The following is a 12,724-nucleotide window of genomic DNA, read 5'->3' as shown; positions in this document are numbered from 1 at the left end:
AAAATATTTTAAATCCTAAATCTTTAGGATTTAAAGCTTATTCATACTGTAGATCTAGTACTACTTTGATGGCATCTTTTAGTTTTAAATAAGTACCATCATCAATATGGCCAATCTTTTTTAATATTCTATCGTGTGAAACAGAACGAATATGCATAGGATCAGCTGTTGAATCTTTTGATAGTCCTGTATTCTTCGTTGGTTCAATTTTAACGAGCCAACTTTTGTTATGATGCTCTTTGTAACCAATTAAGGGTACAACTATTTTTAAAGGTAAAACACCAACATCATCATTACTGACAATAATACAAGGTCTTGCTTTATTTATTTCAGCACCTTTTGTAGGATTGAGATCAACTAAATAGATATCTTTAGTATTCAACTATATCCTCCTCAAAATTACAAAGCTCTATCATCTCAGGATTTGTTTTATATTCCTCTACCATTTGCGAAGCTTCAAGTCTTAATTTTTCTCTATTTTTTTGCTTTACATATTCTTGTATGGCAGTTTGATAGATACTATTCATTGAGATTTTCATCTCATCTTTGAGTTTTGCTACCTCTTCTTTTATTTGAGTAGGCAGAGTGATGGTTACTTTTTCTTGTTGAGCTAATACCATTTTATACTCCTATTGTTTTCTTATGGTATATTTTACCATCTTTTTTAACATATTGTCAATCACGCTACCTCCTGCTCTAGTAAATCAAATAAAGAGAGTTGTTTTTTAGGTACTGCTGTAGTATTTGAAGAAGTAGATATGCTTGAGCTATGCTCCACTAGTTTATCTTCTATCTTTTGAGCTTGAATTTCCAACTCTTTTGCTTTTCTTCGAGCTTCTTCTTGTTCTTCTTGAAGTCTTAATACCTCTTCATCTTTAGAGAATTTGTCATAAGCTTTAATAGCCAGTTTGATTTCATATCTCCAAGTTTCAAGGTACTTATAAAAAGCATCTTTGATAGCTTTATCTAAATCAGCATAATCTCCATATCCACCGTAATTTCTATTGTTGATAATGGTGTCATAAAATGCACCTAAACCATTTCTTGTTCCATTAAGCTCTTCATATATCTGATAAAAAGCTTGTTTTGCAGATAAACTATCTTTGCCTTCATGCTTTAAACCACCCACATAGAATCCATCATATTCTGTTGGTTCTTTTTCATATCCATTAGCAATTTTGTGAAATCTTGCAGCTGTCCCAAAATACTCACCATAGAACCCATTAATATTGTAATGAGCAATAAAGCCACAATGTAAGTGACAATGTTCGTAAATATCTTTTTTGAAACTTGTTGGTTTGAAGTGGTTATTTAAAAATGAAACAAAGTTTTTGTAGATTTTAGACTTTTGAGTAGAGGTCATAAATTTTACATCCTCAAACTCAAAATTCTCAACTTTTAACTTGAAATTTTGAACTTTTAAAAAGTTTCTTGCATCCATAATAAGCCCCCTAAAGACTAATTTTTTCTAAAAAAATAGGCAATAGGAATCCTTTTAATGGAGTCCTATAACCTAAAAGGTTGAACTCCATTAAAGGAGAAAAACTAATTTATAAACGAATCAATTTTTATACTGCTGAATTATTCATTTTAGACGCTCCATCTCCTCTTTAGTGAGAATTTTCCCACTTTGAGTAATGTATCTATCTTCAAAATAAAGATCTTGCTCAAACCCAACGACAATTCCACCTTTTGTACCAATTGCAGGAACTTTTACCCCTATTTCAAGATAGTAAGGGATATTGATATACCCCCACTCCGAACACTCAGGAGCAGACAAATTCTCAACATACCCAAAACATTGAGTATGCATGCTTTCAAATTCATCTTCATAACTTCCTTTATCTGCTTCAACTACATATAAATTGAAGTTCGGTCCAAATAGTTTTAAACCAACAGGTTTTATATCTACACCATCAAGCTCATAAGTCTTAGGCATCTTATCTAGTGTGTCAAAGATTCTTTTGACTTGAATTTGCGTTAAATACGGAGATTTAGGTAATGGTGCTTTTGGCTTTAGAGGAACTGCATCAGGACTAATTAGAGAATTTTCTTTACAAACTTCTAAAATCATCTCTTGAATATCGTTGTATTCATCTTCTAATATAGTAAGGTCTATTTTTACAGCTTCAATATTAAATGTTTGAAGTGCTATTATTTTTGACCTATCTTGTAATTTTTCATATATTTTGTGAGTAAGATGCTTAGGATAAGGTAGCGGTTGACTTTTTTCAAGCCAACTTGCAAATGAAAGCAACAGCTCCTCTTTACTCCTTCCAATAAGTATATTGAAACCAACATCACTGATAGAAGGTGAATAATATAAAATAGCATGTGCTACTCCATCATCAAGGGAAACCATTTTTCTTTTATTACCAGCTTTATTTATATCAAAAAAGCCAAATGAAGCATCAACTGCATGATCATTCATTCTAACACGACCTTGCATAAGTACCGAAGTGATTGATTTCACCATGTACTCTTGCCCTACACACTCCAAATAAACTAGTGTTCCACCATCTTTGATATAAGATTCCATATCAGCAACAGCACCGTTGTATCTAATTTTAGGCACATATTTTTCATGAGCTTCGATTAAGTGCTCTATCTCACCAATAGGTCTTACATCATAACTTCTTGAAGGATTTTCCACACATAAAGTATCTTTGTGTTTCCAATTCTCAACTACTTTCCACCAAAGTCCTTCTATTAAGACTTTATCACTTAATTTATATTGCGACATCTATTTTCTCCATGTAATTTATTGATAACCACAAAAGAGAAAACGGGCATATAGCCACTATTAATCTCTTAATGTGGCTATCTTTGCCGATTATTTAAAACAATTTTCTAAAAAAGACTTAGTTGTATCCCACCTTTTAAATCTTCAGGAGGAACATAACCTACAAGATCTGCTGAATTAACTTCAACTTTTTTCTTGTTTTTACCTTTGCCTGAATAATAGAAGAAAGTATTTGAAGTAAGCTCTTCATCAAAATCAAATAATGAATCAGCAATAACAGCTTTTTCTGATTTATGAGAATTAACAAACTCTTTTATCAAGTTTGCTAGTGCTTCAATATCCTCTTTACTTTCATCTATAAACTCTTCAAATTTTAAAATTGGCATTAAGATTTTTGAATTAGAAATAGGCTCAAAAGGAGCTTTCCCTATTTTAACCCTATATATCTCAATACCATTTACAATGCAGTAATTACTACTTACTGTATTAATACTGTAAGAAAGACCATCAACCAACCCATTGTTATATTCATCACATCTTTCAAAACAATGACTTCCACCGGCATACGACCATGATGTTTGCTCTTTTCCTTTATCATCAATGTACTTGTTTTGTTTTCCATACAAATTTCCATTGTGATAAATCTCTAAAAGCTCTTTAGCCATATTTTTATACATCTGCCAATCTCTATCATCTTTGCTAAATGCTACTGTTTTAACCGATTCAAAATCTTTGAATAAATCTTCAACGATTTTTGGTTCACTATTAGGTTTTGGAAGCTCTTTATAAAGCTCCATCTGTTCCTTGTACCAAAGTTCAAAGTTATCCCAATCTCTATCATTACCGAAGTTCTTAATAGAGTTCATCTGTATATCTTTAGATGCAGATTCACCTTTTAAAATAGCTTTTGCGAGAGCTAACTGTATATTGTCATCCTCATCAGCCATACTTGATAAATCATCATCACCTGATAATCTACCCTCAAGTGAATTTGCAGCAGCCACTTTTGCACCAATAAGTTCCAAAGCTTTATGCTGAGGAGTATTTTCATAGGCCATAAACATTACTTTAACATCATCTCTTTGACCTATTCTCCAACTTCTACGACTTGCTTGTTTGAGTGTAAACACATTATAAGTAGTCTCGTAAAATATAATTGTGGGAAACTGCAACAAATCAAGACCTGTTTTTACAAGTTCTGGATTACACACCAAAACATCGCTAGGATTTTTTTCAATCCATGCTTGTCTTTTCTTTGCTGCAATAGTAGGTGAAAGAAATTTTGTGGAATATTGAGGAAGCTCTTTAGTTAACATATCTGTTATGTCATCCCCTACTCCTTTATTAGAGAAGTGAACATACACAAGGCATCTTCTACCATTTTTTAACTCTGATTTGACAATCTCAAGAAGTCTCTTCTCTTTGTTAGTGTAGCCATAATCTTCTCTTGTAAATTCAGGCTCATAGAATATCTCATTTTGTGCAGAGTGGATTTGAAAAGGCATATCAGGTACTGCAATAGCATCTGTTGCTAAGTTCCCTAAAAACCTTTTGTCTTTTCTAATTCTTGATGAAATTTCTCCAAGGTATGCCACATATGGTTTTCTTAGATTTTCATCCATTTCAACTAATTCGATGCTCTCATCATAATCAGGTAAACCTAAACCACCATCCATCTTAATTTCATCAAGCCTAAGGAATATTGTCATATCCAATAGAACCGATAATAAATAAGGGGAAATTTTAGGTTTTTCCTTTAATGAAATCTGTTTACCCATTTTTGTTACTACACCCTCGTGTGTAACCTCTTTTGCTTCTACTATTTGTTCATGTGCTCCGTATGTTTCTACAAACAATTTAACCTGATTGTAGTCATAACCTAATCTTTTTTTCATCAAATTAGGATTTAATCTATACAAGATATAGAATAAACTTGAAGCATAACCATTTAGGAGAGTACCAGTCAGTCCAACGATTTTTTTACTCATTGAAGCAAGTTGTGCTAAAGCATTTCCTTGACCGGTATTACCCCCTTTATACTCATGAATCTCATCGACTATCAATAGATCAATAGCACCTTTTGTCCAAGTTCTTTTTACATACTCTGCAATACTAATTCTAGTTTGCATATTAGGACTAACCGTTCTATCTACACTTCTTAAAACAGCTCCACATTCGCACTTATAAGGGATAGTAGAAGTATCTATAAACTCACTATTACCCTCTTCCAAAACACTATAACAATCAGGACAACGAGCAACTTTAACAAGTTGTTTAACCATTAAAGACTCGCCATCAAGCATTTTTTCTTTAATAATTTGCTTGAATGAGATTTTAATAGCAGGTTGTTTTGGATAGCCAAGTTTTGCTGTTTCTCTTGAGATAATGAAATAGTATTTAATACCATCTTTTCTCATATCTCTTTTTGTGTAAGGGATTAAATCTTCCCATCTATTGACTTTAATTACTTTGAATGACTTATGATCAATATAATTGACCTTTATCTCATCTTCCCATTTATCAACTAAATGTGGAGGACATAAAATAAAATTGACTTTAAATTTATCAGCCATAGAGATTTTTACTCCCATGTCGCTCTTTCCAGAACCCATTTCAGCTGATATTAGTAACGATTTATTGCTCTTTTTTGTAATATACTCAACGCCAGCAGATACTAATCTTGCTTGTCTAGCAAAACTTTTTCTATTAGCTTTTTTGAGCATATTATGAACAATATTTGTATATTTTGAAGGATTATCCAAACCATCAAAAGAGGGTTTGATAACCTCTTTTAGCTCTTTGTAGAATATGTCTTTATTCTGCGAAATTAAACTCTCTAATTTTTCAATGTACATGTAAGTCCTTTGACTAAAATTTTTCAATCAAACCTACAAGACAGAACTATTTTGTCCCCACACCGGCACAAAATAAATTCGTGCCTGTAGGCAACATTTAATTATTCAACATGAATTGCTTGAAGATATGAATGAATCATATCTATGACTTCTCCATCACTCAAAATATCACCATCAGTTTCAATGCAATGCAAAATCTTTTGAAATGCATTTTTAACTTCACTATTGTAAATTCTTACATCAAAACCGCTAATTTCAAGTGTTCCACTATCTATTTCTATATCACTTAACATCAAACCTCTCCTATCATAAAATAAACAGCATCTTTTGCACTACCTGTGCATAAGCCACCGTCAACTTGCTCATCATCGATTAGTTGATTATCTTCATCAAAGATTTTGTCTTTGTCGTTTGGATAGACATTAACAACCCATCCATCTTCACAAGATGATTCAAACAGATCATAAAATAACCCATTATAAACAAATTGAACAGCACCGTCTTCTTCTAATGTAATGGCACAAAGCTCTAAATAACGCTTGTTCATTGCATCAGTAATTTTTTTTGAAACAGGATGATTTTTAATATGCATATGTTGCAAATAAGGTAATGTCCAGTCTTTGAAACCTTTTTTATACTCTTGGTTGAGATAAGCTTTCGTTGCTTCCATTAAAACTCCCTTGCAACTAGTAAATTTGTAAAACTTCTTGTAAAAATTGAACCAGAATTGGAAAAATTTTTACCTAATGTTTCATGTGCCATAAGTGCTGATGCACTAATAACTGCAAACCCTAAAATATAAATGAGCCAAAACTTTATTGCTAAATGTTTCATACTTTTCTCCTACTATTTGTTCTTTTTAAAATCTCTTGTAACTCTCTTTGTCCAGCAAATGTAAATGAATAAAAAGTGTATGTATTCCCATCAACTTTGCTAAATTTAATCAAGTTACCGCTCACTGATTCAAGTACTAGATTATTTGATTTGATTTTTGAGATTTTTTCACTCTTAATCTGTTCAATGTATCTATTTCTATCCTCTGTTTTTCCCTCTTCAAACCAACAGCTTCCTAACCATCCTGAATAACTAGGAGGGCTAGTAAATCTGCTATCACCATTCAAATTTATGACCTTTTTCAAAACAAATCCTTTCAAAAGCCCCAACGGTTATATTCCGCTAAAGCTTCATCATATGTTTTAAAATCCATATCCGTACTTGGTGCACCATCAGTCCACTCTATGCTTACTTGCCACTCATATGTTCCATCTTCAAATGAAACATAATCGAGTGCGACATTAAATGGTCCACACTCTTTGTACTTTTGATTTTCTCTTTCTATATTCATCTTACACCTCTAAAAAAACTCTATCAGCTTCTTTTTCAGAGTAACCCTCTTCATCTTGCCAATAAAGCCATTCATTTGAAAAAGCTTCTTCAACTTCACCCTCACTATCATCAAACAAATTACTAATGCAATCTGTATTGATGCAGGTTTCGTTTTCATACCAATTTAATCTCTTACAAGCCTTGCAGACTTTAAAATCTGAAGGCTTTGAGTAGATATCTATTAATTGAACTTCTATTGCCATAACACTCTCCTAATAGACTTTTCTAAGTACAAATTTGATTTTAATTACACCATCATCATTAACTATCATATACTTGCTCTCTTCAGATCTTGTATCGTAGTCGTAGCCATTAAATAGCTTGATAGATTTTGTTTGTGTAATTGTCAAAGTATCAAGAAAAAGTCTCCAAACTCCATCAAATGTGCTATATCCGTATTTTGTTTTACGAAATTTTGGAAACACTCCTACTTTTTTTAAAAAATAACCAAAGACTTTGTGAACTTGAACATGATTAGGCAGCTTTTGCATTGTCCTCTCCTTGTTCAATTACTTTCTCGTCTTGAATAATGATAGGCATCACAATCTCTTTGTATGTAGTATCTGCAATAAGTACAAATGGAAGGTTAGAATGGTTAAAACCAATAGTTATATCATCATCGCTATATGATGATATGAAGTCTAAAATATTTTTTGCATTGACATGAAAATTCATATCAATATTTGAATCACTTACAGTATCCTCAACTTCCGTATTGCCATCGAAATCTTTAATTAAAATCTTTTGATCTTTAATTTTTACAGTTATTTGAGTATCAAATAATGAAGCTTCTTTGACTAAAGTTGCAAACTTATCTTTGTTGATAGTAAACTTTTGAGTAAAAGATTGAGGAACTATTCTTTGCCAAGCAGGAAATTTCCCACTAATTAGTTTTGTGCTGTAATCTAAAATCTCAGTTGAAATTGTCAATGATGTCTCATCAACAAAAGCAGTAACATCTAAATGACCAAATAGCCTTATAATTGAGCTAATGGCATCTTTAGGAACGATTATTTCCATGTCGTCATTGCTTGTTTTTGCAGTTACCAAAGATAATCTTGTAGTATCTGTTCCAACTGTATTTAAAAGACCGCCTTTAATCTCGATAAGTACTCCATTTACCTCATATTTTGGCATGTTGATACCAACCGAGTGGATTACTTTTTTGAAGTTTTCAATTAGATTATCTCCAATATCAAGAGACTTTCCTTTTTTAGAAATCTCAACCTCTTGAACTTCATCAAAAAGATTGATTTTAAACTTTGAACGACCTGCTTTTATTTGCAAAATATCTGAACTTCTTTCAAGTTCTATGTTCTCAGTTTTAACCGCTTTGAGTGCTGTTAAAAGTTTTTTCCCATCAATACTAAATGCTTCAATGCTATCAAGTGTCATGTCAGAACTAGAAAAAGGAATTTTTCTAAGTACTACTGTTTGAACATAATTCGTAACCTTAACTTCTAAATGACCATCGATGCCACTTATTGTTAATTTTCCTGCATGTTCTCCATCTTTAGCAACATAACTACTTGCAGTTGCAACCGCATTTAATATTCTCATTGTATTTACACTAATTTTCATGATTTACCCTTTTATGTTTTTTGATATTTGTTAAATTGATAAACCACTACAAGATATAAAGAAGTAGCCATAAGCCACTATATTTGTAGTGGCTTACAGCCTAATTTACGAAAGTTACGATATGAAAGAGAGTTAAGAAGCTTTACTCATTTTTGATTTTTGTTCATCAATAGCCTTTAGATGTTCTAAAAACTGTTTTTTTGATGAATAGTAAAATGTTACAGGCTCACTTTTCTCATCTTCTTTGACATTTAAAACCCATTTTTCAACCGATTCATATTGACCTGTTTTTGGATTAAAATCTTTGATTTTTCTATATACGAAATTTGCTTGCATACCTTTCCTTGTATTGATTTTTGAAAAAAAAGACAGAAAACAAAGGCATTGTGAGCCATATATTTTCTGGCTCACCAGCTACTTACCAACTAAGAGGAAACTCCACAGTTGTATTGAAATTTGTGTTGTCATAAGAGATATGTGTGTACAATGTAGGCAGAATAGATTTGAACATTTTTACTTGAGTATTTACAGTTTTACTGTATTTCCAAGCAAAATAATCACTCAGATCAAATTTATCAAAAAGGGAAAATCCCTCTTTCTTTGACTTTGTAACCCAGTCTAAAACCACTACCTTTTTTGCTACAGATTTGAGTTGCTCTTGAAGATTCTCATTAAACTCAAAACCTGCTTTATCATAATCACCTGCGATGATTACTTTCATATCTCTAAATAGTTCAAGATACTCAAATTTTAAAGATACACTAGCACCGGCACCACCTATACAAATAGCTCTAATACCATTTGCATATGCCACTAATGCATCTTTTTCACCCTCAGTTATCAAAACATATTCATCTTTGTTTTTTCTATACTCAAGCATTTGAGCAATAGCAAAAGGGGGACGATGCCTCTCTTTTGAGTACAAAACTTTCTTATGTTTGATAACCTTGCCATCTTTATTAATATAGACTTCACCATACTTTTTATACTTCCAAAAAGTGATAATTTCGCCATATAGATTTCTAACAGGCATAATCAATCTTTTTGATTTTTCTACAAATTTAATCTCAAATTTTGAAGCTATCTTTTTGACAGACTCAAAATCACATACAGGCAATTGCTTACCATCTACTTCACCTGTAAAAAGATTTTTCAACTCATTAAAGTACTCATCTCCACTGTTTATAAAAGCTTCTAAATAGCTTTGTGGGATAGGTTGCTTCTCATCTGCACTTAAACTACCATTTTTAGTTGCATGTTCTTTAAAAACTAAAGTATCACTATGCCCTATTGCTTCTTGAACAAACTCTTTAGCCTCATTGAACCCACAACCTTTGATATACATTACAAACGCTATGGCATCTCCGCCATCAAATGCTCCAGTCCAACACTTGAACATTCCATTCTTTTTATAAATGGAAAAATCTTCAGTATCTTTAGAGTGAACATGAAATTTGAAATTTCTATTAACTTCAAATCCAAGCATTGTTGCCACAGCAGCAGATTCTTCTGCGGTTGTAGTCATGATAAGCTCCTTACTGCTTTTGTTCTAGCTTGTCTAAAACATTCTCCATATAACTATTTCTTGATTTCGCATCCTCAATAGATTTTGAAACCACCTCAATTCCTGAAAAAAATATTGTGCAAAACATTGCAACTACAACTAAAATTTTCATCTTTCATCCTTTGTGTTTGATTTTTTTGTATAATTTGAATAAGTCTGACGACTAGTGAATGTTTAAGGAGCTAAAAGCTCCTTAGAAGATTTTTGCTATTTTTTTTGTGCTATAAACTCTTGCAACTTGATGTCAATAACCTCTGTATTTGCAAGTAACAATTGAATCTGATCCACATCATTTGAGGTAATCTTCAACCCTTGTTTTACAAACTCCCCTGCTTCATCTCTTGTTAAACCTTGAGATTCCAAATAGGCTAAAAGCTTTTGAGGAAGAGATTTTGATTTTTCATCATTTTTTGATGTTGCATTAATTTGTGTTTGTTGATTCGATGATTCATCAATGACTGTTACATCAATTGTTCTTTCATCTGTATTTGAAGCTTTAGGAGTATCACTTACAGCCGCATTTGCTTTTGCAAGTAATCCACCTGGAGTTGCTTTGGCTTTTTCTTTTGAGGGTGCTGGAGTAATTGCAAGGGTATCTGAAGATTCAATATCAATAACTTCATCTACAGTTTTAAACCCATGTAACACTTCAGGAGCATGTACTCTTGCGAAAAAAGTAGCTGCTCTATACATCAACATCTGCTCAGACATTGTTTGCCATTTAGAGCCATTCTTTTGATACCAACCCTCTTTAACAGCCATAACCATATCGATAGTTGCACCCTTAATAAGTTTGCCACTACGATTAGTTGCATACGCATAACAACTTCTATTGTGAACTTTGAGTTTTTTCTTAACTCTTTGACCTTTTATATCTCCCCAATCTTCATACTCAACCTCTATCTCTCCTAAGTCCTTCATCTCAAAATCAACACCATCAGGAAATTTATTTGATGAGTTAAGTTTTGCGATTACATAAGTAGAGGACCAAGAGGGTTTACCTTGAATAATGTCAAGGTTTTGCATAACAGTTAGAACTCTTTGCGGATCATTAGGATCGTTTGCAATATCAAGTGCTATTAAAAATGCACCAGGTTCACCTTGATATGCTTTAGGAAGTAAAGTATTTGGAGTAGATTTTGTACCGACAAATTGATTAGCCATATCCCAAGTCCTATTGAAAGAATCAGGATTGAAAATTGTTAAAGTTTGAATATTTTGTGCCATGATATTTTCCTTCACCACTTACAGATTTCCCAAAATCTGTTTTGCACTAAGAAACACTTTTAAGTGGATTTGATTGTTTTTAAATGAGAGGGATTGTGTTGATTTATAAGCTTTACAGCTTCAAAAGAAGAGAAAATATCCACCCAATATAGGGAAATATTTTTCTCCCCTATTTGGAGTGTAAGGCAACAATAAGACAAAAAGCGATAAAATTTCAGTAATTGCCTACCTCAAAGACAGAAACGACTCTGTTATAGTCTTGTGAGGGGGATCTTACTTACTTTAAAAATCCAAAAATTCTTTTAATTCACTACCTCTGAAACTTTCAGGATTAAATCCAAATAGTACAGAAGCGGGAACACCATTATTCCAATACTCTAAAACCTCTTTTATATGAAGTAAAATTGCATCAACTTTTACTTTTAAGTCATCCAGTTCAAACTCAAATACCCTTAATTTTGGTTCTTTGGTTTTTACTAATAACTCTATTCTTGCTTTGTGTATCTCTACACCTGTTTCTATTTGATAAAGCATTGCATAAATCGCTAATTGAAAGCCATACTTTGCCTTAGCTGCAATACAATCGTTTAAGTGTTGTTGATGAGCAATTTCATCTTCTAAAGGTTTGATTTTTTCATTAAATAAAGAGAGTTGAAGCTCTAATTCATTTTCAAATTTTTGAATTTCTTTCTCAATCTCAATCTTTCTCTCATCAGATGTTTTTTTGAGTCTTTTTTCTGAATTGAGTGGCTTAAACTGCTCCTTGATACTTTTTTCAAAAAGAGTTTTTTGAGATTTTAGCTCTACTAGTTCTGTAGGTTCTTCAACTTTTATGCCATATACATTGGAAGCTGATGTTTTTATATCTACAACGATATGTTCGCCATATTCATCAACTTCAATTCTATCGAGTGTGCCTTTTACCTCTAACCACTCATCTAATTCAATGCCACAGGGCATCTCAGAATAAAGAGGGTTTTGAAGTAGTGCATGTTCGAAATATTGTACAAATAATCTTTTAGCTTCACAATATATGGAGTATCGCTCATTTGCTTTACACATATACCTAATAGCTCTAGCAGACACAAGCATACACTCTTTAAATGTTGCAACCTTGCCTTGAATTTTGTTCTGATAAAAATGATCCGCTGCAATATGCAATGCTGTACCCGTGTGAGTACTATCATTTCCATCAAAAAACAAGCCAAGAAGTTGTGCTGTTGCCCAAGCTAATCGATTCGCCAAAAAAGTTTGTACACCAGAAGGTCTAATAATTACTTTTCGACCACGATTATTGTCAATCAAAGAGCATATTGAGTAATAAGCATTACTTTTATCAATGAGCTCACCTAATTCATCTTTTGTCAT

The 12,724-nt window shown here is 32.4% G+C and carries 18 protein-coding genes; all 18 read right to left on the bottom strand.

The features are described 5' to 3' along the window. Positions 1-37 precede the first annotated feature (37 nt). The 18 genes from AC6H4V_RS11915 to AC6H4V_RS11830 all read right to left on the bottom strand — a co-directional run bounded on the left by AC6H4V_RS11915 (position 38) and on the right by AC6H4V_RS11830 (position 12,724). Entirely contained in the window at positions 38-382 is a 345-nt protein-coding gene (locus tag AC6H4V_RS11915) for a type II toxin-antitoxin system PemK/MazF family toxin (protein WP_497608013.1), read from the bottom strand. After that, positions 372-620: a hypothetical protein gene (locus tag AC6H4V_RS11910; RefSeq protein ID WP_039659269.1), complete on the bottom strand. Its 249-nt coding sequence runs from the start codon at positions 618-620 to the stop codon at positions 372-374. Before AC6H4V_RS11910 ends, AC6H4V_RS11915 begins: the two co-directional genes overlap by 11 nt. Positions 621-679: 59 nt before the next feature. Further along, positions 680-1,441 (bottom strand): hypothetical protein, encoded by a 762-nt coding sequence (locus tag AC6H4V_RS11905; RefSeq protein WP_497608012.1) that lies wholly within the window; start codon positions 1,439-1,441, stop codon positions 680-682. A gap of 144 nt (positions 1,442-1,585) precedes the next feature. Continuing rightward, complete coding sequence (locus AC6H4V_RS11900; RefSeq protein ID WP_497608011.1) at positions 1,586-2,743, bottom strand: hypothetical protein; 1,158 nt, start codon at positions 2,741-2,743, stop codon at positions 1,586-1,588. A gap of 107 nt (positions 2,744-2,850) precedes the next feature. Then, the gene (locus AC6H4V_RS11895) at positions 2,851-5,598 is read right to left on the bottom strand and encodes a helicase-related protein (protein WP_497608010.1); all 2,748 of its coding nucleotides are present in this window, start codon (positions 5,596-5,598) and stop codon (positions 2,851-2,853) included. Positions 5,599-5,699: 101 nt separating this feature from the next. Continuing rightward, a complete protein-coding gene (locus AC6H4V_RS11890) occupies positions 5,700-5,891 on the bottom strand; it encodes a hypothetical protein (RefSeq protein WP_151944467.1) in 192 nt (63 codons plus the stop codon). Beyond that, on the bottom strand, positions 5,891-6,268 hold the full coding sequence (locus tag AC6H4V_RS11885; RefSeq protein WP_151944468.1) for a hypothetical protein: 378 nt from the start codon (positions 6,266-6,268) through the stop codon (positions 5,891-5,893). Before AC6H4V_RS11885 ends, AC6H4V_RS11890 begins: the two co-directional genes overlap by 1 nt. Further along, positions 6,268-6,432, bottom strand: a complete 165-nt coding sequence (locus AC6H4V_RS11880; RefSeq protein ID WP_497608009.1) for a hypothetical protein — start codon at positions 6,430-6,432, stop codon at positions 6,268-6,270. Before AC6H4V_RS11880 ends, AC6H4V_RS11885 begins: the two co-directional genes overlap by 1 nt. Next, positions 6,429-6,737 (bottom strand): hypothetical protein, encoded by a 309-nt coding sequence (locus tag AC6H4V_RS11875; RefSeq protein ID WP_497608008.1) that lies wholly within the window; start codon positions 6,735-6,737, stop codon positions 6,429-6,431. The genes AC6H4V_RS11880 and AC6H4V_RS11875 overlap by 4 nt, the downstream gene beginning before the upstream one ends. Positions 6,738-6,748: 11 nt before the next feature. Continuing rightward, the gene (locus AC6H4V_RS11870; RefSeq protein WP_151944470.1) at positions 6,749-6,943 is read right to left on the bottom strand and encodes a hypothetical protein; all 195 of its coding nucleotides are present in this window, start codon (positions 6,941-6,943) and stop codon (positions 6,749-6,751) included. 1 nt (position 6,944) lies between these two features. Then, complete coding sequence (locus tag AC6H4V_RS11865) at positions 6,945-7,187, bottom strand: hypothetical protein (RefSeq protein WP_497608007.1); 243 nt, start codon at positions 7,185-7,187, stop codon at positions 6,945-6,947. Positions 7,188-7,196: 9 nt separating this feature from the next. After that, positions 7,197-7,475, bottom strand: coding sequence for a hypothetical protein (locus tag AC6H4V_RS11860; RefSeq protein WP_445696777.1), 279 nt, complete (start codon positions 7,473-7,475; stop codon positions 7,197-7,199). After that, positions 7,459-8,565: a DNA polymerase III subunit beta gene (locus AC6H4V_RS11855; RefSeq protein ID WP_497608006.1), complete on the bottom strand. Its 1,107-nt coding sequence runs from the start codon at positions 8,563-8,565 to the stop codon at positions 7,459-7,461. Before AC6H4V_RS11855 ends, AC6H4V_RS11860 begins: the two co-directional genes overlap by 17 nt. Before the next feature lie 132 nt (positions 8,566-8,697). Beyond that, a complete protein-coding gene (locus tag AC6H4V_RS11850; RefSeq protein ID WP_497608005.1) occupies positions 8,698-8,901 on the bottom strand; it encodes a hypothetical protein in 204 nt (67 codons plus the stop codon). 82 nt (positions 8,902-8,983) lie between these two features. Continuing rightward, a complete protein-coding gene (locus tag AC6H4V_RS11845; protein ID WP_497608004.1) occupies positions 8,984-10,090 on the bottom strand; it encodes a toprim domain-containing protein in 1,107 nt (368 codons plus the stop codon). A 10-nt stretch (positions 10,091-10,100) separates the two neighbouring features. After that, entirely contained in the window at positions 10,101-10,241 is a 141-nt protein-coding gene (locus AC6H4V_RS11840) for a hypothetical protein (RefSeq protein ID WP_497608003.1), read from the bottom strand. Positions 10,242-10,336: 95 nt separating this feature from the next. Further along, on the bottom strand, positions 10,337-11,356 hold the full coding sequence (locus AC6H4V_RS11835) for a hypothetical protein (protein WP_497608002.1): 1,020 nt from the start codon (positions 11,354-11,356) through the stop codon (positions 10,337-10,339). Positions 11,357-11,638: 282 nt separating this feature from the next. Beyond that, positions 11,639-12,724: a PD-(D/E)XK nuclease family protein gene (locus AC6H4V_RS11830; RefSeq protein WP_497608001.1), complete on the bottom strand. Its 1,086-nt coding sequence runs from the start codon at positions 12,722-12,724 to the stop codon at positions 11,639-11,641.

It is taken from the genome of Sulfurimonas lacustris, assembly GCF_059705355.1.
Note: the sequence above shows the minus strand (reverse complement) of the source record. Positions and strands in the feature narration are given on the sequence as shown.

What these genes read in the sequence shown, in the direction of transcription:
- AC6H4V_RS11910 (WP_039659269.1), bottom strand. Translation starts at nt 620, where the DNA reads ATGGTATTAGCTCAACAAGAAAAAGTAACCATCACTCTGCCTACTCAA.
- AC6H4V_RS11905 (WP_497608012.1), bottom strand. Translation starts at nt 1,441, where the DNA reads ATGGATGCAAGAAACTTTTTAAAAGTTCAAAATTTCAAGTTAAAAGTT.
- AC6H4V_RS11900 (WP_497608011.1), bottom strand. Translation starts at nt 2,743, where the DNA reads ATGTCGCAATATAAATTAAGTGATAAAGTCTTAATAGAAGGACTTTGG.
- AC6H4V_RS11895 (WP_497608010.1), bottom strand. Translation starts at nt 5,598, where the DNA reads ATGTACATTGAAAAATTAGAGAGTTTAATTTCGCAGAATAAAGACATA.
- AC6H4V_RS11890 (WP_151944467.1), bottom strand. Translation starts at nt 5,891, where the DNA reads ATGTTAAGTGATATAGAAATAGATAGTGGAACACTTGAAATTAGCGGT.
- AC6H4V_RS11885 (WP_151944468.1), bottom strand. Translation starts at nt 6,268, where the DNA reads ATGGAAGCAACGAAAGCTTATCTCAACCAAGAGTATAAAAAAGGTTTC.
- AC6H4V_RS11880 (WP_497608009.1), bottom strand. Translation starts at nt 6,432, where the DNA reads ATGAAACATTTAGCAATAAAGTTTTGGCTCATTTATATTTTAGGGTTT.
- AC6H4V_RS11870 (WP_151944470.1), bottom strand. Translation starts at nt 6,943, where the DNA reads ATGAATATAGAAAGAGAAAATCAAAAGTACAAAGAGTGTGGACCATTT.
- AC6H4V_RS11865 (WP_497608007.1), bottom strand. Translation starts at nt 7,187, where the DNA reads ATGGCAATAGAAGTTCAATTAATAGATATCTACTCAAAGCCTTCAGAT.
- AC6H4V_RS11860 (WP_445696777.1), bottom strand. Translation starts at nt 7,475, where the DNA reads ATGCAAAAGCTGCCTAATCATGTTCAAGTTCACAAAGTCTTTGGTTAT.
- AC6H4V_RS11855 (WP_497608006.1), bottom strand. Translation starts at nt 8,565, where the DNA reads ATGAAAATTAGTGTAAATACAATGAGAATATTAAATGCGGTTGCAACT.
- AC6H4V_RS11850 (WP_497608005.1), bottom strand. Translation starts at nt 8,901, where the DNA reads ATGCAAGCAAATTTCGTATATAGAAAAATCAAAGATTTTAATCCAAAA.
- AC6H4V_RS11845 (WP_497608004.1), bottom strand. Translation starts at nt 10,090, where the DNA reads ATGACTACAACCGCAGAAGAATCTGCTGCTGTGGCAACAATGCTTGGA.
- AC6H4V_RS11840 (WP_497608003.1), bottom strand. Translation starts at nt 10,241, where the DNA reads ATGAAAATTTTAGTTGTAGTTGCAATGTTTTGCACAATATTTTTTTCA.
- AC6H4V_RS11835 (WP_497608002.1), bottom strand. Translation starts at nt 11,356, where the DNA reads ATGGCACAAAATATTCAAACTTTAACAATTTTCAATCCTGATTCTTTC.
- AC6H4V_RS11830 (WP_497608001.1), bottom strand. Translation starts at nt 12,724, where the DNA reads ATGACAAAAGATGAATTAGGTGAGCTCATTGATAAAAGTAATGCTTAT.